The 21,582-nt window shown below is 44.8% G+C and carries 12 protein-coding genes, 2 tRNA genes and 3 rRNA genes; 8 read left to right on the top strand and 9 right to left on the bottom strand.

Annotated elements, in window-relative coordinates; genetic code table 11:
• Positions 1 to 28 precede the first annotated feature (28 nt).
• Positions 29 to 3,721: a phosphoribosylformylglycinamidine synthase gene (purL, locus tag KFE98_10905; protein ID UTW60570.1), complete on the top strand. Its 3,693-nt coding sequence runs from the start codon at positions 29 to 31 to the stop codon at positions 3,719 to 3,721.
• Here purL and KFE98_10900 read toward each other — a convergent pair.
• From KFE98_10900 to KFE98_10880, 5 genes are read right to left on the bottom strand one after another with little or no spacing between them, the layout of a single operon-like run.
• Positions 3,718 to 4,860: a sterol desaturase family protein gene (locus KFE98_10900; protein ID UTW60569.1), complete on the bottom strand. Its 1,143-nt coding sequence runs from the start codon at positions 4,858 to 4,860 to the stop codon at positions 3,718 to 3,720. The two genes, purL and KFE98_10900, sit on opposite strands and share 4 nt — an antisense overlap.
• Complete coding sequence (locus KFE98_10895; GenBank protein ID UTW60568.1) at positions 4,857 to 5,858, bottom strand: beta-ketoacyl-ACP synthase III; 1,002 nt, start codon at positions 5,856 to 5,858, stop codon at positions 4,857 to 4,859. The genes KFE98_10900 and KFE98_10895 overlap by 4 nt, the downstream gene beginning before the upstream one ends.
• Positions 5,836 to 7,116: an adenylate cyclase gene (locus KFE98_10890; GenBank protein UTW60567.1), complete on the bottom strand. Its 1,281-nt coding sequence runs from the start codon at positions 7,114 to 7,116 to the stop codon at positions 5,836 to 5,838. Before KFE98_10890 ends, KFE98_10895 begins: the two co-directional genes overlap by 23 nt.
• Positions 7,113 to 7,940, bottom strand: coding sequence for an MBL fold metallo-hydrolase (locus KFE98_10885; protein ID UTW60566.1), 828 nt, complete (start codon positions 7,938 to 7,940; stop codon positions 7,113 to 7,115). Before KFE98_10885 ends, KFE98_10890 begins: the two co-directional genes overlap by 4 nt.
• Positions 7,921 to 8,943 carry an NAD-dependent epimerase/dehydratase family protein gene (locus KFE98_10880; protein UTW60565.1) on the bottom strand — a complete coding sequence of 341 codons (1,023 nt, stop codon included), beginning with the start codon at positions 8,941 to 8,943 and terminating at the stop codon, positions 7,921 to 7,923. Before KFE98_10880 ends, KFE98_10885 begins: the two co-directional genes overlap by 20 nt.
• 468 nt (positions 8,944 to 9,411) lie before the next feature.
• On the opposite strand from KFE98_10880, the gene KFE98_10875 reads away from it, so the two are divergent.
• Positions 9,412 to 10,422: a hypothetical protein gene (locus KFE98_10875; GenBank protein ID UTW60564.1), complete on the top strand. Its 1,011-nt coding sequence runs from the start codon at positions 9,412 to 9,414 to the stop codon at positions 10,420 to 10,422.
• A gap of 10 nt (positions 10,423 to 10,432) precedes the next feature.
• On the opposite strand, the gene KFE98_10870 is transcribed toward KFE98_10875, so the two are convergent.
• Entirely contained in the window at positions 10,433 to 11,380 is a 948-nt protein-coding gene (locus KFE98_10870) for a DUF3667 domain-containing protein (protein UTW60563.1), read from the bottom strand.
• Positions 11,381 to 11,407: 27 nt separating this feature from the next.
• On the bottom strand, positions 11,408 to 12,022 hold the full coding sequence (locus tag KFE98_10865; protein ID UTW60562.1) for a hypothetical protein: 615 nt from the start codon (positions 12,020 to 12,022) through the stop codon (positions 11,408 to 11,410).
• A gap of 570 nt (positions 12,023 to 12,592) precedes the next feature.
• On the opposite strand from KFE98_10865, the gene KFE98_10860 reads away from it, so the two are divergent.
• From KFE98_10860 to KFE98_10835, 6 genes are all read left to right on the top strand, one after another.
• A 16S ribosomal RNA gene (locus KFE98_10860) occupies positions 12,593 to 14,112 on the top strand.
• Between the two features lie 136 nt (positions 14,113 to 14,248).
• Positions 14,249 to 14,322, top strand: a tRNA-Ile gene (locus KFE98_10855).
• A gap of 76 nt (positions 14,323 to 14,398) precedes the next feature.
• Positions 14,399 to 14,471, top strand: a tRNA-Ala gene (locus KFE98_10850).
• A 331-nt stretch (positions 14,472 to 14,802) separates the two neighbouring features.
• Positions 14,803 to 17,670 (top strand): 23S ribosomal RNA (locus tag KFE98_10845).
• Between the two features lie 110 nt (positions 17,671 to 17,780).
• Positions 17,781 to 17,888, top strand: a 5S ribosomal RNA gene (rrf, locus tag KFE98_10840).
• Together the 16S, 23S and 5S rRNA genes with 2 tRNA genes alongside form the textbook arrangement of a ribosomal RNA operon.
• A gap of 347 nt (positions 17,889 to 18,235) precedes the next feature.
• Complete coding sequence (locus tag KFE98_10835) at positions 18,236 to 20,203, top strand: hypothetical protein (GenBank protein UTW60561.1); 1,968 nt, start codon at positions 18,236 to 18,238, stop codon at positions 20,201 to 20,203.
• On the opposite strand, the gene KFE98_10830 is transcribed toward KFE98_10835, so the two are convergent.
• Entirely contained in the window at positions 20,196 to 20,834 is a 639-nt protein-coding gene (locus KFE98_10830) for a thiamine phosphate synthase (GenBank protein ID UTW60560.1), read from the bottom strand. The genes KFE98_10835 and KFE98_10830 overlap by 8 nt on opposite strands.
• On the bottom strand, positions 20,834 to 21,568 hold the full coding sequence (locus KFE98_10825) for a geranylgeranylglyceryl/heptaprenylglyceryl phosphate synthase (protein ID UTW64687.1): 735 nt from the start codon (positions 21,566 to 21,568) through the stop codon (positions 20,834 to 20,836). The genes KFE98_10830 and KFE98_10825 overlap by 1 nt, the downstream gene beginning before the upstream one ends.
• Between the last annotated feature and the right edge of the window lie 14 nt (positions 21,569 to 21,582).

The following is a 21,582-nucleotide window of genomic DNA, read 5'->3' as shown; positions in this document are numbered from 1 at the left end:
TAGAAAACAAGGAAAAACAATACGATTTATGATTCAGTTCTTCGCTTCCGATTCCACTAAATTTTACGCAGTGGGTCTCTCCGGAAAATTATCAGAAGCCGACCTCTCCAAACTCACCTGGCTTTTTGGAAATGCTACTCCCCTCGATACCGAAACGGTAGAAGGTTTTTTTGTAGGCCCACGCCGGGAGATGATTACCCCTTGGAGTACCAATGCAGTTGAAATTACCCAAAACATGGGTGTTGAAGGAATCGAACGAATTGAAGAATTCTTTCAGGTGGAAAATGAATCGGCAGACCATGATCCGATGCTGGAAGTTCTCTACCAAAACCTGGATCAATCCCTGTTTACCATTGACAAGCAGCCTGATCAGGTTGAGTATATTGAAGATATTGAAGCTTACAACAAGCAGGAAGGGCTGGCCCTTAGCGGCGAAGAAATTGCCTACCTACGTGATGTAGCTGAACAACTGGGCAGAAAATTGACCGATAGCGAGATCTTTGGATTCTCCCAGGTTAATTCAGAGCACTGCCGTCATAAAATATTTAACGGTCAGTTTATCATCGACGGTGAAGAAATGCCTTCTTCTCTATTCAAACTGATCAAGAAAACCTCGGCCGAAAATCCGAATCGAATTGTTAGCGCCTACAAAGACAATGTAGCCTTTATCGAAGGACCCAAAGCCGAGCAATTCGCCCCTGAGCGCCAAGATGAGTCTTCCACTTTCGTTACCTCAGAATTTGATTCTGTGATTTCGCTCAAAGCGGAAACCCATAACTTCCCAACAACCGTTGAGCCCTTTAACGGGGCTGCAACCGGAAGTGGTGGAGAGATTCGCGATAGAATGGCCGGTGGAAAAGGATCTATGCCTTTGGCCGGAACCGCCGTATACATGACTTCCTATTCCCGCCTGGAAAATGACCGGAACTGGGAAAACATGGATGAGAGAAAATGGTTGTACCAAACTCCGATGGATATCCTGATTAAAGCATCTGATGGTGCTTCCGATTTTGGAAACAAGTTTGGCCAGCCGTTGATTAATGGATCGGTACTCACCTTTGAACACGAAGAAGGCGAAAAGAAATTCGGATTTGATAAGGTAATCATGCTGGCCGGTGGAATTGGATACGGTAAAAAGCAAGAAGCCTTAAAAGATACTCCAGATGCTGGCGATCAAATCGTAGTTATGGGTGGAGACAACTACCGCATTGGAATGGGAGGTGGAGCTGTGTCTTCAGTAGCTACCGGTGAATTTTCCAGTGGTATTGAACTAAACGCCATTCAACGTTCGAATCCGGAAATGCAAAAACGGGTTTACAACGCCATTCGAGCCATGGCCGAATTGGAGAAGAATCCGATTGTATCCATCCATGACCATGGAGCTGGTGGACACTTGAACTGCTTGTCTGAATTGGTGGAAGAAACCGGTGGAATCATTGACGTAAAGAAACTTCCTGTTGGTGACCCTACTCTATCTGACAAAGAAATTATTGGCAACGAGTCTCAGGAACGAATGGGACTTATCCTCAAAAAAGAGGATCTTGAATTGCTTCAAAAAATTGCAACTCGTGAGCGTGCTCCAATCTACGTAGTTGGAGAAACTACCGGAAAACACGAGTTCCGATTTGAAAATAAAGAAAGTGGCACCAATCCGATGGATTGGGATCTCACCCACATGTTTGGCTCATCGCCTAAAACCATTTTGGAAGATAAGCGCCAAGCCAGCAATTTTGATGCGGTAAGCTACCAGGCCGAAAAACTCTCTACTTACCTCAATGCTGTTTTGCAATTGGAGGCTGTAGCTTGTAAAGACTGGTTGACCAATAAAGTAGATCGCTGCGTAACCGGTCGCGTTGCCAAACAGCAAACAGCTGGTCCTATCCAACTTCCTCTGAATAATGTGGGAGTGATGGCTTTGGATTACCGCGGAAAGAAAGGAATTGCAACTTCTATCGGGCACGCTCCAGTATCAGCTTTGATTGATCCGATTGCGGGTTCTCAAGCATCCATTGCCGAAGCCCTTACCAATTTGATTTGGGCTCCTATCCAAGATGGGATTAAAGGAGTATCGCTTAGTGCAAACTGGATGTGGCCTGCCAAAAATGAAGGTGAAAATGCCCGACTATACGACGCTGTTCAAGGAGTAAGTGATTTTGCTTGTGAGTTGGGACTCAATATTCCAACCGGAAAGGATTCTCTTTCCATGGCTCAGAAATACCCGAACGAAACGGTATACGCTCCAGGTACAGTAATTATCAGTGCTGTGGGTGAAGTTTCTGATTTGAGACGAATCGTAGAACCGGTTGTTCAGCCTGTTGAAGGATCCAGCTTAATCTATGTCGATCTTTCAGAAGACGATTTCAAATTGGGTGGAAGTAGTTTCGCTCAGGTAGTTAATAAAATTGGTTCTCAAGCTCCTGCCATTTTGGATGCTAAGAAATTTGCAGCCACGTTCAATGCGGTTCAAGGGTTGATTAGCGAAGGAAAAATCCTGGCAGGTCATGATATTTCAGCTGGAGGTATGATTACCGCTTTGCTCGAAATGACTTTTGCTGAAACAAATTCAGGTTGGAACTTAGACCTATCCGAAATTCCTGCTGGTGACGACATTCAATTGTTGTTCTCTGAAAAAGCAGGAATCCTGATTCAAGTAGATGCGGCTCAGATGGATGCCGTAAGTGAAACATTGAATCAGATTAATGCGACCTGGTACAAAGCAGGAAGCTATCAAGCCGGAAGTGAAGTAGCGATAAAAACCAAAGGCAACGACTACCGCTTTGACATTAAAAGTTTAAGAGACACTTGGTACAAAACTTCTCATCTGTTAGACAAGAAGCAGAGTGGAGAATCATTGGCTACTGAGCGTTTCAACAACTATAAAAACCAAGCTTTGGAATTCCGCTTCCCAGCAGATTTCAAAGGGCAATACGACGTTCTTGGCTTAGATCCAGATCGTAAAAATAAAACTGGAGTTAAAGCCGCTATCATTCGTGAGAAAGGTGTGAACGGTGATCGGGAAATGGCCTATGCCATGCACCTGGCCGGTTTTGATGTGAAAGACATTCACATGACTGATTTGATTTCGGGAGCTGAAGATCTTTCGGATGTCAACTTCATCGCATTTGTTGGTGGATTCTCGAATTCAGATGTACTCGGTTCAGCGAAAGGTTGGGCAGGAGCATTCTTGCACAATGAAAAAGCAAAAAAGGCTCTGGATAATTTCTATGCCCGTCCGAACACCCTGTCTCTTGGAATTTGCAACGGTTGTCAATTGATGAATGAATTGGAGCTTTTGTATCCAGATCATGAAAATCATCCGAAGCTACTGCACAACGAATCCGGAAAATTTGAATCTGGTTTTGTAAACGTAGACATTCCCGAAAACAATTCCGTAATGCTTGGATCTCTATCTGGAAAGCGCCTTGGAATTTGGGTAGCTCACGGTGAAGGGAATTTTGACCTTCCACAGTCGGAAGCAGATTACAACATCATTGCCAAGTACAGCCACACGGGCTATCCTGGGAATCCAAATGGATCTGACTACCACGCTGCTGGAATTGCCAGTGCCGATGGTAGACACCTATCCATTATGCCTCACTTCGAGAGATCGGTATTTCCATGGAACTGGGCTCATTACCCAGCAGATCAGCGCGATGATGTGCTGAGCCCTTGGATCGAAGCCTTTGTGAATGCACGCAGCTGGGTTGAAACGAACGCCTAAGGCAGAATATTAGATTCATCCATTTTTTGGGAAGGCAATTCTCCAATCGGATACTTGCTGGTGGTAATCACGGTGACTAAACTGTGAATGACCATTAGTCCGGAAAGCACCCAGAGAATGGCATCGGAAATTTGCTGGTAGAAAAGAAGGGCTGGAAATAGGATTCCAAAAACGAATCCCCAAATAGACAGCCCCCATAATTTTCCTTCAGACATTCCTCCTAAGGCAATTGTTCCTAAAAAGATGATGGCAAATAATCCCGCCTGGTCAATTACAGGTACCCTACCTTCAATGGAAATGTAGAATAGAAGCAGGCCAAAAAGTAAAAGCCCACCCGTTCCGATCAAGTAATCCGATACCCGATAAATGAAGGATTGGGGCTTACCGTTCTCGTTTCTAATCCCCAACAATTTGAAGAAGGGCAGGTTATTTGCCCAAAGGACATTGTAATTGGTTTTATAATCCTTCACACCAAATTCAATGGGCACAGAATTTATCTCGGCCTGAAAAGTTCCAAAGAGCTTATCCCAAATCACCAGAGTTCCGCCAAAATTCCGATCCAAGTACTCCGGATTTTTTCCGTGGTGCACCCGATGATGGGAGGGAGTAATCATGATTTTCTCTAACCAACCGCTCTTCCCTACCACCCGATTGTGGTTGTAGAATTGAATAAAATAATGAATGCTTGAAGTAGCAATGAAAATTTCCACCGGAACTCCGATCAAGGCGAGTGCCACAAAAAAGGGAAGTGAGGTTAGGGAGGAATACCAGGAATTTCGAATGCCGAGCGACAAGCTAAAATGCTCTCCTTCGTGATGGACAACGTGTACCGCCCAAAGCAACGGAAATTTATGATGAAGTCGATGAAGCCAGTAAAAACAAAAATCCCAGGCAAGAAAAGCAAATACCCATTTCAAGACATAAGGCCAGCTTTCAATCCAGGAAAAACTCCAGTGCTTGGCAATGAATAGAAAAGCCGAAATCTCTATTCCACGGAGAACCCACATAAATATATGACCACTATTTAGGTTAAAGACCACCTCTTTCCAAGGGACCTTTTCTTTCCGGACAAATAGAAGAAAGCCCAACTCTACTAAGACCAGCACGAGCAGCATTCCATTGGCCAATACCAAATTCATGTCCGGGTATATTTAAAGAGTAATCCACCTATCGAAACTCCGGCAGCAGTACCCAATAGAAAACAAGTATCCCCTTCCTTAAGTCTCTGATTCTTTATGCTCGTCACCAAAGCAATGGGAATCGATGCCGCAATGCAGTTTCCATGATGAGCGAGATGGTCAAAAATGTTGTGCGAAGAACCGTTATTCAAAGATGCCAACATACGCAACCCCAGTTTACTGGCTTGGTGAGGAACGATGAGATCAACATCGGGTAAAGAAAGATTCAACTTCCCAAAAAAATCCTTGAGGTATCGGGGCAAAGTTTCCATAGCACACTTGAGCAACTTGCTACCTTGCATTTTAAAGGAGTACAACGATGAATCGTAAGGAACCTCCTGCGGATGATTCTCATTTCCGCCCCCTTCAATAATGGTGTACTTCGCACCCTCACTATAGGTCTTCCAGGAGTGTTTGATCAATCCCCCTTCTCTGGCCGAATTCAGAATAACAGCTGCCGCACCATCTCCAAAAAGGCCGAATGTTTCAGCATCATCTGGGTTCAATCCCTTCAAGCTGCGCTCAGAGCTGACGATAGCTACATTCTTATAGGTCCCGGTAGAGAGTAAAAAAGAGGCATAATCCAGAGCAGAGATAAAACTGGTGCAAACCGTATTGATATCAATACAGGGAAAATCAAGGCTATTTGCTTCCGGAAATTGATGTTTGATCATCGAACTCCGATTCGGAATGATGTAGTCGAATGTAGCTGAGGCTCCAATAAGGCAATCAATATCGCCGATGGTCATGTTGGCATCGGCCAATGCGGCCCTCAACGCCTGCTCTCCCATGTAGGAATTTGACTCTACCCGAGCTTTATGACGCACCTCTACACCCACATTTTTATAGATGTATCCTTTGGGCAAGCCCAATTCATCTTCAATCTCGTGACTATGCACCGAGGTTTTCGGCAGGTATTTCCCTACCCCTTTTATGCTAAACGTTCTTTGAATATTCATTTTTCACCCTTTTGAATTTGTTCATTGGATTGTGATTCAAATCCGCTTTAATTATTTCCATGCCCTCTATTCCATAAGTGGAAAACAGGACTTTCAATTCTTTTTGCACCCGTTGAAATAGCATTTCCCGCTTTTCTGGCTTTAACACCTCCAGAAATACGCTCAGTTTTTTTTCACCTATTCGGGTTACCCGGTAGTTGACGATATCTTCAGAAGCCAACAGGACCGATCTTCGAATGAAATCCGGATAAATATCGACAGCCGCATTTCCTTGTTCAAATCGAAAAACATCATCCGATCGACCTTCGATTTTACTCAGTACTGTCGATTTCGAACCGCAACTGCAGGGTGGTCCTTCGTGCAATATGTCGTTGAGTTCATACCGAACCACAGGTTGAGAGCTTCTTAAGTAATCGGTAATGATGGGATGAAAACGAGTCTTCGAATCATCCAAATACCTTTTTTCAATTTCCAGCCAATCCTCATTTAGGTGCAAGTGCCCTTCCCGGCAGGTGTATGCCAAAAAGCCTTCGGTACATTGATAGACCTGACTTATGTTGCACCCAAAAACCTGAGTCAAAAAATCTCGTTGATCTTCTTCCAAGACTTCAGCCACTGAAACAACCTTCGTAAAGTCCGCCTTCTTTCCAATTCGCACGTAATGTTGAGCCAGGGCGACCAGTACAGAAGGCTGCCCTACCAAAATATCAGGATCCAGATCTATCAGATTTGGAAAGTGGTTGGTTAGAGGAATCTTGATATCGAAAAAATGAAAGGCCAGTAATCTGGATTGGACCGCTTCATAGAGGTTATTATTCGCTCGAAGAAAAAAGGCTACCTTCCGTTTCTTCCAGGAAATTCCAATCACCCGATCCAAAACGGCTGCTACCCATAACTCCTTCTCCCGCTTACTGGTTAAAAATATTCCACGATTTCCGCTGGTTCCGGATGAAAGACCGATACTAATACCCCGAATGGCTGGAGCAAAATCCCTGGATTTTTCACTTTCTTGAGCAAGGGCAAAAGCTTCTTCCTTTTTTATTCCCACCGTATTGATAGAATCGAAGTTCTCCATAAAGAGCTCCTTATTCATCAATGGAAATTCACCCGAGGATACAAGAGAACTATAGAAAGGTGACCTCGAAAGGTTTTTCTTCCATGTTTTCTTCCTGGCTGATCCAACCCAATTCGATCTCATGAGACGAGAAAGGCGAAAGGTTAGGAAGTGTTTGATGATGGCTGGTTTGGATAGTTTCATGTTTTTCCGGTTATCCTTCTAAAGGTTTGTTCGCAATGACAGGGGATAATCTCAGTTTCCGGATTCCTCTTGTGGTAGGCATGAACACGGTAAAGACTCTCTTTGTAGGCACGCCAGGAATGAAAAAACAACCGCACCATGGGGCTGGGCAGATGCAGGTCTTTGTAATTCTCCGTCAACCAGGCAGCGTCAGAAATAAGCAGTATCCGTTTTTCCGCTTGAAGCAAGAGACCAATTTGCCCTTTGACGTGTCCGTTAAGCCGACAGATTATCAGAGAATCATCCCCAAAAAAATCAATCACATTGCCCAGACCATATACCTTCTTGGTGGCTCGATCGAAGGAAACGAAATGAGCTCTTTCCGAAAAATCATCGGGAAGGAGGTTAGGAACGAAGCCTCTTCTCAAAGCAGAGAAGCCCGTTTTTCCAATCACATCTTCAAAGCCCTCCTTGGAGCAAATAAATTGAGCATTAGGAAAATCCTTGAGGCCTCCGATATGGTCGGCGTGAAAATGGGATACAATTATGTACTTAATTGCGGCTGGATCAATGCCACTTTCTTGCAGCGCATTTTTCGCCTCTTCTTCCTCGGTGATGAAAACCTTAGTGACGTTGGCGTATATCTTTAAAGGAAGTTCTTGAGTGCCTTCATAAAAACGGCGGGTATATCCCGTATCAAATAGGATGTGTCCATGAACCGGATGTTCAATGTGAGCATAGGTAGCATAAAACTTCATGGGATTATTGGGCCTACCTCTCAAAGCCTGTGATTCTTTGGCTTCGCAATAACCTGCCGATCTCAATTCAAACTTTACTTCTACCATGTTGTTTTGCTAAATACCATTGAACAAATTCATTCATCGCCTCTGCTGTGGTTTGTGTCGGACGATAACCCAGTTTTTCCCGAGCCTTTCGAATATCAAAAACGAAGGAGGTAGCCAATACGCCAACCGAGTACTTGGTTAATACTGGCTCACGCCCACCCCACACTCGGGCTTTAAATTCAAGCAAACCAGCAATCCACAGCAAAGCTTTATATGGAATGCGCTTGGTGGGCTTTGGAATTCCGATAGCTTCTAAAACTGAAAAAATCGAATCCCATAAATTCACCGGTTCACCGTTAGAGATGTTGTACGATTCATTGACATGCGGAGTCTTGATGGCAAGTTCCACCGCTTGTACCATATTAAGTACCGATGTTAAGTCCACCACGTTGCGACCATCCCCCACCATTTTTAATCGCTTTTCTTCACAAGCCCTCACCAATCGTGGCATAATTACCGTATCTCCACGACCGATTAATCCTCTGGGGCGCAGAATCACAAAGGGTAAATTGGATTTTCGCAAAAGGCACTCCGCCTTCCACTTAGTTTCGGCATAGGCATTTACCATTTTCTGTGGCAAAGGCGAATCCTCTACCAATCCCATCGCATCCTGAAAGTTGAAATAGATACCCGGAGTAGATATATAAACGAAGCGCTCTACATCCGCCACTTCACTCATGGCAATCAAATGCTCCTGTGTTTTCACATTTGCTGAGTAAAAAGCCTCCTCCTCTCCCCATGGAGACGAAAGGCTTGCACAGTTGACCACCACGCTGATGTTTTGCAAAAAGAGGGATTCCACAAAAGATCGGTCTGACAAATCACCCAATACATACTTGACCTTGGAATGATCCACCCGATTGTTGGAAGAGAACTTTCGGCCGGTTGCGATCAAATGATCGAATTCACCTGAGCCGGCAAAGTACTCCACGATTCGAGATCCCAAGAAACCTGTAGCTCCCGTGATTAAAATCGTTCTCTTGTTATGGTTTTCCAATTTCACTTTATCTGAATTAAAGGGATTTACGTGATGACATTCCCTTTCGGTGTCGAATCAAATGGAATGAAAACTCAGAGCTTTTAAGCTCCGAGTCTTACAATTCCTGGCTAATTGGGCCCAGCTTGTCGTCATAAAATCGAAGATGGAAGAACGGGAAGGGCTTTAGCCAAGCATTGTCTATGATCCCAGTAGGTATTTTCCCTTCTCCATCATCGATGGGTACAGGTCAAAGGTTTGAATAATTAGGGGCGATTCGATTTGCACAAATCACCATCAGCTCTATGGCCAAATGATCAATCTCATTTCTCGCAAGGATTGCATCATGCCGGACGACATTTCTCCCCCATGTGGATGAAAGTCTCAAATTTCGTAACCGAGGGTTTTGCATTTTTCGCAATCTTTGAACTCGATCACACGATTGATTGCGATTTTTGCAAATATTTTTTGATAATAAGTAATCCCTAATCGCGAATGACATCAAAATCGAAGGAAAATCAATTGGCTTTTTTAGCTCGATTGGAACAAATTATTCCTGATAATCAGAAACTATCGGAAGTTTTAGCTCAAAATTTGGGAATTAGCATCCATGGTGCTTACCGCAGAATGAACGGTAAAAGTGACTTGTCTTTTGAAGAAGCCGCCATTCTCAACGAAAAGTACCAGGTTTTTCCCTCAGCTCCCAAAGAGGATGTTGCCATTCCTTTTTCTCGGAGAAAAATCATTCGAAACTTAGAGGATATTAAAACCAACTTGGGCGACATGTTAATGATGATGAAAGCCCAACTCCAATTTCCTGATGGTCGTGTGTACTACTCCACCAAAGACATTCCGGTACTTTATCATTTTGCCTATCCCGACTTAGCTGCCTTCAAGGTATTCACCTGGCTCAACTCGGTTGGAGCGTTGAATGAAGAGAATAAACATTTCAGACCAGAAGAATTTATCGACTTCTTTCAGGATCAATGGAAGGGTATGATGGACAGTTTTTCTCAAATTCCAGGAATTGAGATTTGGTCCGAAATAGCAGTTCTCAATTTTATTAGACAGTTGGAATATTATTTTGATGCTCGATTGATCCGAAACAAACAAACCGCCCTAAACATCTGCGAGCAGTACAAGGCCCTGTTTGAAGTGATCGAAAAGCAAGCCGTCTATAATTGCAAGATTCACCCCAATGATCCGGTAAAGTTGACCAACATCCCATATGAGCTCTATTTTAATGAGCTATTGGTCATGGAGAATTCAGCTCTTCTCGTTCAACCGGAAAGAAAAATATTCTTCCAAAGCTTCGCTTACTTCAACTTCACCACCACAACCGATCCCGAATTTTGCGACGAAATGGACTTTTGGTTCCATGCCCAAATTCAGAAATCCATAAACCTAAGCAACACCCGTGAAAAGGAGAGGAATCAATACTTCGGAAAAGTGCAGCAAGAACTAACTAAACTGATGGACCGGATTGTAAAAAATGATCTGTACTGATCTCCAACAATTAGTAAACAAGAGACAAGTACAAGATTAGGATCGTTGACACGAGTACCGTCGTTAAATAGCTTACCGTTAAAAAGAGGGATTTTAAGATGAGCTTAAAATTACTCTCGTGGTAAAATCGCTTGCTCGCCAACCAAAAATAGACAGGGATAGTAAGGAGTAAGTACCATTCGGGTTGAAGTTCCCAGCTCACTACAAGTTGGATTAGTACGATTACAGCAAACACGGCAAAGAGAAAAGTGTGTACCGATAAGGAGAAAATCAAATGCCCGATGTACAGTCTCCGCTTCTTGCGAAAAACCAGCCAGAGCAAAAAAGCATAAAAGGGCATTAATAAGAAAAAAGACCAGGACAGGTAACGCACAAACTTCGAAAAGAACAATTCCGGATAGTCAAGTACCCGAAGCACTCTTCGATAAAACACTTGCTGCGAGCGGGACAGGTTTTCCTCCCTCAAACTTTTCCGAATTTCTTCCTTTACGAGTTTTGCCCCCATCGGCTCGTTGCCTACATTAAACGAAATCGAATCAGCGGCAATTTCAAGGTAAGCCGAATCCAATTGGATAGAATCAATTCTCGCTATGGAATCATTGGTGGTCTGGACAGGTAGCTCACTATTTTCAAAATCTGAATCATCTATAATCTGATTACCTCTTATAGATAGAAGTAAAAAGAAAATGAAACTGGCAAATACAAACAAACGGAAAGGAGGTACGTGTTTGGCTCTGCGTCCGTCCAAAAGATCTTCAGGATACCTTCCCGGTTGAATGAATACCGTTTTAGTCGTATTCAATAATCGGGTATCAAAAGCGAATAAGGTTCCGACCAAGTCATAGATCAAAACACTTAAGGGACGATTTAGATCTTTTGATGACTGGCCACACTCAGGGCAGAAATTACCCTGGTATACATGACCACAGTTTTTGCATTCCTCCGAATGGCTTTCCATTATATAGGATTGATCTACTTGGTTAGCCTAAATTCCTACGGCAAAACCTACCTGGAAGTAGGGATTGGAATAAAAAGAGTTTTCGGTTTCGTTCAAATTGTATAGAATCATGAAGAATGCACCCGAGTTGCCACTGAATCCTTGGTAGAAACCACCTCCCAGATAAAAGTTGAATGCATCAACCCGTTCCTCAACCAGTTCATACTCTACCGGAGAAATAGAATTCGCCTTCCAATAATAGGTAGGCAAGTTCATCCACTCTGGCTCTACATGAGCAAACAATCCTTTAAACAAAACATACCGGGCAAATACACTGGTTGCATAAATATTACCACTGTAGTTATGCTGACGACCGCGAGCATCCCATGCTCTCCCCCACTGATACCAATAGGTAAATCGAACAGCGGTTTGCAAATTCTTAGTCACATTATATCCCACCATGGGAGAAATATTGATACTTCCGCTATTAGAGGATATCCCCAATCCAATTCCGCCACCCAAAAAGACCTTTTTATAATTAGCCTTCGGCTTCTTTTCCTTTTGAGGTTCCTGTACATAAGTGGAATCCGATGCCTCAGGAGCCTGAGCAACAGCGGTAAATGAAAAACTCATTACAACAAAAAAAGTAAACCAATATTTCATACTAACAGGTATATATGTTCTGTGTATCCCCAAAAGTAGGCTAAAAGAGGCTCCGCTATTTGGGATAGAATTAAAATTTTCCAGGTATTTTTTAAGAAAAGCTTGTTCAACTAAAAAACCTTCTTACTTTTGCCGCCCCGTTCGAAACGGGTATCGTTCTTAAACAAATCGGCAGACAAAAAATATTTCTCAAAAGACAGTTGGTGATTAAAAAAACCTTCTTACTTTTGCCGCCCCGTTCGAAACGGGTATCGTTCTTAAACAAATCGGCGAAAAAAAATATTTTTAGAAAGTTACTTGGTTATTAAGAAAACCTTCTTACTTTTGCCGGCCCGTTTAAGGGGAAACGTTCTACGAAAGATTAAGACACACAACACAGCTGAAGATTGAGAGATTGATTGAGGCGAGAGAATTGAATTGAAGAGAAAGGGTTGTGTAGATTGATATAAGTGAACATTTCTGGTTTTCGAATCAGAAGAAGTTCTTTGAAAAAGTTGAATAGCACTAGATAGCGAATCATTAGGATTCTCTTATCGATTTCTTGAGGGAGTCAGTTTTAAACACTTTTATACAATGAAGAGTTTGATCCTGGCTCAGGATGAACGCTAGCGGCAGGCTTAACACATGCAAGTCGAGGGGCAGCATAATCTTCGGATTGATGGCGACCGGCGCACGGGTGCGTAACGCGTATGCAACCTACCTGTTACAGGGGGATAGCCCGGGGAAACTCGGATTAATACCCCATAATATTACGAAATCGCATGGTTTTGTAATTAAAACTTCGGTGGTAACAGATGGGCATGCGTAAGATTAGATAGTTGGTGAGGTAACGGCTCACCAAGTCAACGATCTTTAGGGGGCCTGAGAGGGTGAACCCCCACACTGGTACTGAGACACGGACCAGACTCCTACGGGAGGCAGCAGTGAGGAATATTGGGCAATGGGCGAGAGCCTGACCCAGCCATGCCGCGTGAAGGAAGACTGCCTTATGGGTTGTAAACTTCTTTTATTTGGGAATAAACCCGTCTACGTGTAGGCGGCTGAATGTACCAAATGAATAAGCACCGGCTAACTCCGTGCCAGCAGCCGCGGTAATACGGAGGGTGCAAGCGTTATCCGGATTCATTGGGTTTAAAGGGTGCGTAGGCGGCTTAATAAGTCAGTGGTGAAATCCCGGGGCTCAACTCCGGAACTGCCATTGATACTGTTAAGCTTGAATCTATTTGAAGTGGGCGGAATACGACATGTAGCGGTGAAATGCATAGATATGTCGTAGAACACCGATTGCGAAGGCAGCTCACTAAGTTAGTATTGACGCTGATGCACGAAAGCGTGGGGAGCGAACAGGATTAGATACCCTGGTAGTCCACGCCGTAAACGATGGTCACTCGCTGTTGGCAACACACTGTCAGTGGCTGAGCGAAAGCATTAAGTGACCCACCTGGGGAGTACGTTCGCAAGAATGAAACTCAAAGGAATTGACGGGGGCCCGCACAAGCGGTGGAGCATGTGGTTTAATTCGATGATACGCGAGGAACCTTACCAGGGCTTAAATGTAGAATGACAGGCTGGGAAACCAGCCCTTCTTCGGACAATCTACAAGGTGCTGCATGGTTGTCGTCAGCTCGTGCCGTGAGGTGTCGGGTTAAGTCCCATAACGAGCGCAACCCCTATTTTCAGTTGCCATCGGGTAATGCCGGGGACTCTGGAGAAACTGCCTGCGTAAGCAGAGAGGAAGGTGGGGATGACGTCAAATCATCACGGCCCTTACGTCCTGGGCCACACACGTGCTACAATGGCCGGTACAGAGGGCAGCTACCCCGCGAGGGGATGCGAATCTCAAAAACCGGTCTCAGTTCGGATCGTAGTCTGCAACTCGACTACGTGAAGCTGGAATCGCTAGTAATCGCGCATCAGCCATGGCGCGGTGAATACGTTCCCGGGCCTTGTACACACCGCCCGTCAAGCCATGGAAGCTGGGGGTACCTGAAGTCGGTGACCGAAAGGAGCTGCCTAGGGTAAAACTAGTGACTGGGGCTAAGTCGTAACAAGGTAGCCGTACCGGAAGGTGCGGCTGGAATACCTCCTTTTTAGAGACAAATACTCTTTCAAAAAGGATAAGAACAATGAATTCCAATGAAAGAGCTGTCTGGTGCTTATTTAACTTTTTAAAATTTTGGTGCAGAGTGAGCCAAGCTCCCACCGGAGGGGTTACACTCTTTTTAGAGTCCCGTAGCTCAGCTGGTTAGAGCACTACACTGATAATGTAGGGGTCGGCAGTTCAAGTCTGCCCGGGACTACAATCTCAGCAGCGAGATAAGAGAAAGAGAACGAGGAAAACCTCGCACTCGAACTCAAACTCGATACTGATTGTCCGGGGATTAGCTCAGCTGGCTAGAGCGCCTGCCTTGCACGCAGGAGGTCATCGGTTCGACTCCGATATTCTCCACAAAAGGTCATTAAAGATGGCCGAATAGGTTGTGAGATGATAAATCAAACAACGAATGTTCTTTAAATAACAGAATTTGCTGGTGCAAACAACAAGGTTCGATTCCTTGTAATTCAACTTTTAGTTTAGCCGTTAGAAAGGCTTACTCAGGAAGTGATCAATAACTCTATTCTTTCTTACACATCACGGAGTTATAGGCGCAGAGAGGGAAGCTGCTAAACAAGAAGTTCTTTGACATATTGGACGAAAGAAGAGAGAAGCTAAGTAAAAACAACGAGTAACAAGAAAACAATTAGATCAAGGCTTTAGGATATATCGCCAATTGCGGAGAAGAGAAGTAATTAAGGGCGTATGGTGGATGCCTTGGCTCTCAGAGGCGAAGAAGGACGTGGTAAGCTGCGAAAAGCTACGGGGAGCTGCACACGAGTGTCGATCCGTAGATTTCCGAATGGGGCAACCCAGCTGGTTGAAGACCAGTTATCCTTTCGAGGAGGCAAACCCGGGGAACTGAAACATCTAAGTACCCGGAGGAGAAGAAAACAAAAGTGATTCCCTAAGTAGTGGCGAGCGAACGGGGACTAGCCCAAACCCAAGTTGTTTCGGCAATTTGGGGGTTGTAGGACTGTAATGTGGACTTAAGTTGTATAATAGAATTACCTGGAAAGGTAAGCCATAGAAGGTGATAGCCCTGTACATGAAATGCAATTTATACCTAACAGTATCCTGAGTAGCGCGGGGCACGTGAAACCCTGTGTGAAACTGCCGGGACCATCCGGTAAGGCTAAATACTCCTGAGAGACCGATAGTGAACAAGTACCGTGAGGGAAAGGTGAAAAGTACCCTGAATAAGGGAGTGAAATAGTACCTGAAACCATACGCTTACAAGCGGTCGGAGCCTTCGGGTGACGGCGTGCCTTTTGCATAATGAGCCTACGAGTTACTCCTCACTGGCAAGGTTAAGACTTACAGAGTCGTAGCCGAAGCGAAAGCGAGTCTGAATAGGGCGATTCAGTCAGTGGGGGTAGACGCGAAACCGTGTGATCTACCCATGACCAGGTTGAAGTTGCGGTAACACGCAATGGAGGACCGAACCAGTAGATGTTGAAAAATCTTTGGATGAGTTGTGGGTAGGGGTGAAAGGCTAATCAAACTCGGAAATAGCTCGTACTCCCCGAAATGCATTTAGGTGCAGCGTTGAGTTAGAGTGTCATAGAGGTAGAGCTACTGATTGGGCTAGGGGGCTTCACCGCCTACCAAACCCTGACAAACTCCGAATGCTATGACATGTTTCTCAGCAGTGAGGGCATGGGTGCTAAGGTCCATGTCCGAGAGGGAAAGAACCCAGACCATCAGCTAAGGTCCCAAAATGTATGCTAAGTTGAAAGAACGCGGTCGGATTGCATAGACAGCTAGGATGTTGGCTTGGAAGCAGCCATTCATTTAAAGAGTGCGTAACAGCTCACTAGTCGAGCGATCTGGCATGGATAATAATCGGGCATAAGCATACTACCGAAGCTATGGACTTATTTATAAGTGGTAGGGGAGCATTCTGGTTGCGCTGAAGTTGTGTCGTAAGGCATGGTGGAGCGGCCAGAAAAGAAAATGTAGGCATAAGTAACGATAAGGCAGGTGAGAACCCTGCCCACCGCAAGACTAAGGTTTCCCGGCTATGCTAGTCATCCGGGGGTTAGTCGGGACCTAAGGCGAACCCGAGAGGGGTAGTCGATGGCAAATCGGTTAATATTCCGATACTTGCTTTAGCAGTGATGGGGTGACGGAGCAGTGAAAGCACCGCGTACTGACGGAATAGTACGTTGAAGAATGTAGGTATACGCCTGGTAGGCAAATCCGCCGGGTGTGCTGAAATTCGATAGTACCACAAGACTTCGGTTGAGTGGATAGTGTGCCTAACCATACTTCCAAGAAAAACCTCTAAGCTTATGTTAAAGCAACCCGTACCGTAAACCGACACAGGTAGTCGAGGAGAGTATCCTAAGGTGGACGAGTTATTCATGGCTAAGGAACTAGGCAAAATAGACCCGTAACTTCGGGAGAAGGGTCCCCCATTTAGGTGGGGCGCAGTGAAAAGGCCCAGGCGACTGTTTATCAAAAACACAGGACTCTGCTAAGTTGAAAGACGATGTATAGGGTCTGACACCTGCCCGGTGCCGGAAGGTTAAGTGGAGATGTTATCTTCGGAGAAGCATTGAAATGAAGCCCCGGTAAACGGCGGCCGTAACTATAACGGTCCTAAGGTAGCGAAATTCCTTGTCGGGTAAGTTCCGACCTGCACGAATGGTGCAACGATCTGGGCACTGTCTCAGCCATGATCTCGGTGAAATTGTAGTAACGGTGAAGATGCCGTTTACCCGCAGCGGGACGGAAAGACCCCGTGAACCTTCACTACAGCTTCACATTGACTCTGGGTAAACGATGTGTAGGATAGGTGGGAGGCTTTGAAGCTGATACGCTAGTATTGGTGGAGCCGTCCTTGAAATACCACCCTTCGTTTATCTGGAGCCTAATCCCGTAAGGGAGACAGTGTGTGGTGGGTAGTTTGACTGGGGTGGTCGCCTCCAAAAGAGTAACGGAGGCTTTCAAAGGTTCCCTCAGCACGCTTGGTAACCGTGCGTAGAGTGCAATAGCATAAGGGAGCTTGACTGTGAGACTGACAAGTCGAGCAGGTACGAAAGTAGGATATAGTGATCCGGTGGTTCCGTATGGAAGGGCCATCGCTCAAAGGATAAAAGGTACTCCGGGGATAACAGGCTGATCACTCCCAAGAGCTCACATCGACGGAGTGGTTTGGCACCTCGATGTCGGCTCGTCACATCCTGGGGCTGGAGAAGGTCCCAAGGGTTGGGCTGTTCGCCCATTAAAGTGGCACGCGAGCTGGGTTCAGAACGTCGCGAGACAGTTCGGTCCCTATCTGCTGTGGGCGTTGGAAGCTTGAGAGGACCTGACTCTAGTACGAGAGGACCGGGTTGGACGAACCTCTGGTGTATCTGTTGTGGCGCCAGCTGCATCGCAGAGTAGCTATGTTCGGATGAGATAAGCACTGAAAGCATCTAAGTGCGAAACTCGCCTCAAGATGAGGCTTCCTTTAAGGGTCGTTGGAGATGACGACGTTGATAGGCTGCAGGTGTAAAGTCAGTGATGGCAAAGCCGAGCAGTACTAATTACCCGATGACTTCCCTTCGCAGCGAAATATTCTATAAGCTAAGATCTGGGTTCTTGTAACTCCTTTATTTAGCCTCTCTTCAAAACGTCCAGTGTGTTATTAAAATACTGACGCTAAGTCAAACGATTTACGGTGACTATGGCGGTGGGGATCACCTCTTACCATTCCGAACAGAGCAGTTAAGCCCACTTGCGCCGATGGTACTTCTTTCGAGGGAGAGTAGGTAGTCGCCGACCTTTAAAAAGCCCGTCCAATTCTTGGTCGGGCTTTTTTGTTTTATACCCCTACAACTACCTTTCAATCTTCAATATCCAATATCCAATCCTCAACTCTGAGCGTAGCGATCACCGTAGGTAATCTTCAAATCTGAGCCAAACGTATTCCGGACGTAATTCTAATCCTGAATCCTGAACGTTGAATGTTGAATGTTGAATGTTGAAAATTCAGAATTCGAAATTCAACATTCAAAACCCCTCCTTGCCTTAAAAATTTAAAATTCAGGAATTAAAATTGACATTCTTCCTTACTTCGTTGCCCTGCTCTGCTCTACCCTTCTTAAATTTGGCGCCGCAAAGTGATACGTTTGAAACTCCATCCATTTCTACTCCTATTTCTGGGGATCTTTCCTCAGCTGCTTCTTGCCCAGCAAACGACCGATACCACGGCACAAGCGCAACGGGGTGAGAAACTAAATCAATTCAACTACTTTACACACCAAAACTTTCAAACCGACACCACCCTACTCAGCCCTATTGACACTTCCCTGGAAGACTTTTACTACTACGCCCCACAGATGCGTAATTTCAAAATGAATCTTGGAAACAACGGTACGGCTCAAATCAACCTTAGCCCTAACGATAGTTTGCCTATCGGGCTTAAAACCCAATTTGACCAAATCGACGATTTTCGTTTTCATACCAATACCAATCGCTTCTACGATCTATCGCAACCCTACGCCAAGATTTTTTACATCAACGGTGCGCAACGAGAAGAGGGAATCAACATCAAGTTTTCGCAAAATGTTAGTCCCGGATGGAATACGGGAATCGAATACCGGAAAACGGGAAGCGAAGGATTTTACCAGCGACAAAAAACTTCGCATAACAACTTTGGTTTCTTTCAAAGTTTTAGAAGTAAGAACAATCGCTACGGCGCCTTAGCCAACTTTAACTACAACGACACCTACAACGAAGAAAACGGAGGAATTAGATACGACTCTCTATTCACCGATCTTCCCAGGGCCGAACAGATCACCAGAAAAAGTTTTGAAGTCAATTATCTCCAGGCCAAAAACCTCAGTAGATCTTATGGACTTGGCTTTCGCCAGTTTCTCAATTTTGGCACACGTAGAATCAAATACTACAAGGATGAGAATGACTCCGTCTATGTGGATTCCATCATCAGCGAAAAGATCCTGCCCCGCATTTCATTTGAGCACCAGGTTAATTACCTAAAGCAAGAACTCATTTTCGAGGATCAAGATGTTCAGGCCAGAAACTATGTGTTGGGAAATTTGGCCGATACCAGCTCCAACATCTTTGACCTCACAGTAGTGAACACGGTGGACAATCAATTTGGGGTTATCCTCTACCCTTTTCCATCCCATATTTCAAGCCTAAGTGATGTTCGACTTCGACTCTCTTCCGGAATACAATATGGAGAATATGCCCAGCACGGCATCATCGATCAGCAGAACCGGTTGCTCACTGACAATTACTACAACAACTGGTATGGAGGAGTAGAGCTGCGCAATTCAGTCTACCGCAAGCATCAGTTTCACTTGCAACTCAAAACCGTATTTGCCGGACATGACCAAAACGATCTCATCTTTAAGTTCAAAAGTCTACACCAGCTTGGATCTTGGCACTTCATGCCGAAGCTGACTTTGGAGACCCTTAACCCAACACTTTTGGAGGAAGAATTCGCTTCTTCAGCTTATCAATGGAATACCAGCGACCAACCTCTGAATAAAAGAAACAACCTAAAGCTCGAGCTTAATATTCACCAACCAAAATTGGGGTTCTCCATCGGTGGTCGTTACCAGGCCTTGGGCAATCATATCTACTTTGACGCCCTGCAAAAACTCAATCAATACAATTCGACCATTACATTATCTCAAATCTGGCTGGAGCAAAAGTTTAAGTTATCCGTTTTTCACCTTGACTTGAAGCTGCAATACCAATTCGTTGATCAGGCTGGCATCATCAATGTACCGGAGTTTCTTTCCTACAATTCTTTCTACATCCAGCATGAATTGTTTAAGAAAGACATGCTCATGCGTATTGGGGTAGACCTATACTACACGACAGCTTATACGGGTGATGGATACAATCCGGTAACACGTCAATTCTATTCTCAAACGCAAACAAAGCTTGGCGAATTTCCATGGCTGGAAGCCTTTCTTATGGTTAATGTGGACCGCGCTTACTTCTTTGGTAAACTGAGCAACGTTATGGAAGGGATTCCTAACTACAACTACTTTGCGAGCCCAGGATACCCGCTCAATGATCTGGCCTTTAAGTTTGGGGTTAAGTGGGAGTTTGTTAACTGATATCAGACGATACCCTTTCCACTTCGGTTTTCAATTCATTGAATCGAGCCATCTTATCTTTCTTCTCTTTCCAAATAGCACTGTGAAGCGCCACTCCATCAAAACCTGTTCTGCGTGCCAGCTCTACCCGACCAACCCGGATTCCACCCAGGGCAAAAACCTTGTGATGGGTTTTAAACAAAACACTTCTCAATTGCTTCTCCGAAAAAGCAGCACTAAACTCTTGAATGTCGTGACGATCGAAAACGGGACTTAGGAATACATATTCATACTTCCCCTTATCATTGATCAAACTCTGGATGGAATGAAATGACTTACTCACCTTAAGACCTGGAGTAAATACCTTGGCATACCAAAAGGAAATGGCTCTTAACACATCGCTCTTCCGTCTCTTGGATTTGGACAAGTGAATACCTTTCAATCCAAACTTAGGCGCCAGGTCATAATGACTGTGCAAAACCAATTGCCCATGATATTTCCGAGGAATCATTTGAAGGTAGGCCTTCATCTGTTTTCTGGAAAAGTCACTTTTCTTAATGTGAAAGACTTCCAATCCAGCTTCGAACAAGCCGATTATGTGGCGAATTTCAGATTTAGATTTATTCGGACTTGAAATAACAATGAGCTTCACTAAAAATTCCATTTTACCGCACCCAATTCTTCGATGAGTGCATGGTCGTGTTCTATAGCATTACCTACCACGGCAACATCTGCCCCAGCCTGGTATACTTCTTCCAATTGTTCGGCAGTTCGGATTCCTCCTCCAACAATAAGAGGGATGTCCACCGATTTTCTTACCGACGAAATGAGCGCAGACGGTACTGGGTTAGAAGCGCCACTGCCCATGTCTAAATAGAGCATGCGCAAACCGAGCATTTCACCCGCCATGGCCGTAGCCGCAGCAATTTCAGGTTTATGTGGAGGTAATGGTTTAGTTTGTGAGATATAAGTTGCAGTGGTTTCCCGGTCACTGGCCACCAACATGTAACCCGTTGGCAAGGTTTCGATGCCCAGCTTCTTGATATAAGGAGCTGCAATCACCTGATTTCCGATTAGGTAATCCGGATTGCGACCAGATATTAATGACAGGAACAAAACGGCATCTACCTCCGAACAGATTTGCATGGGACTTCCAGGAAAAAGAATAACCGGTAAGTCACAATGCTGCTTGAGTGTGACAGCCACCTCGTTGGTCTCGTTTCCCATCACCAGGCTTCCTCCTAAGAAAAGATAATCTACCCCCGATTGTTTTGCCAAACGAGCTCGCTCCACCAATCCAGGTAGGTCACTGTGATCCGGATCGATTAACACGGCTAAGGACTTCTGCCCTTTCTTTCGGTTATGTTGAATACCTTCTAATACCACAGGTACAATATTAA

Source organism: bacterium SCSIO 12741, assembly GCA_024398055.1.
Classification (GTDB): Bacteria; Bacteroidota; Bacteroidia; order Flavobacteriales_G; family Salibacteraceae; genus SCSIO-12741.
Note: the sequence above shows the minus strand (reverse complement) of the source record. Positions and strands in the feature narration are given on the sequence as shown.

What these genes read in the sequence shown, in the direction of transcription:
- purL (UTW60570.1), top strand. Translation starts at nt 29, where the DNA reads ATGATTCAGTTCTTCGCTTCCGATTCCACTAAATTTTACGCAGTGGGT.
- KFE98_10900 (UTW60569.1), bottom strand. Translation starts at nt 4,860, where the DNA reads ATGAATTTGGTATTGGCCAATGGAATGCTGCTCGTGCTGGTCTTAGTA.
- KFE98_10895 (UTW60568.1), bottom strand. Translation starts at nt 5,858, where the DNA reads ATGAATATTCAAAGAACGTTTAGCATAAAAGGGGTAGGGAAATACCTG.
- KFE98_10890 (UTW60567.1), bottom strand. Translation starts at nt 7,116, where the DNA reads ATGAAACTATCCAAACCAGCCATCATCAAACACTTCCTAACCTTTCGC.
- KFE98_10885 (UTW60566.1), bottom strand. Translation starts at nt 7,940, where the DNA reads ATGGTAGAAGTAAAGTTTGAATTGAGATCGGCAGGTTATTGCGAAGCC.
- KFE98_10875 (UTW60564.1), top strand. Translation starts at nt 9,412, where the DNA reads ATGACATCAAAATCGAAGGAAAATCAATTGGCTTTTTTAGCTCGATTG.
- KFE98_10870 (UTW60563.1), bottom strand. Translation starts at nt 11,380, where the DNA reads ATGGAAAGCCATTCGGAGGAATGCAAAAACTGTGGTCATGTATACCAG.
- KFE98_10865 (UTW60562.1), bottom strand. Translation starts at nt 12,022, where the DNA reads ATGAAATATTGGTTTACTTTTTTTGTTGTAATGAGTTTTTCATTTACC.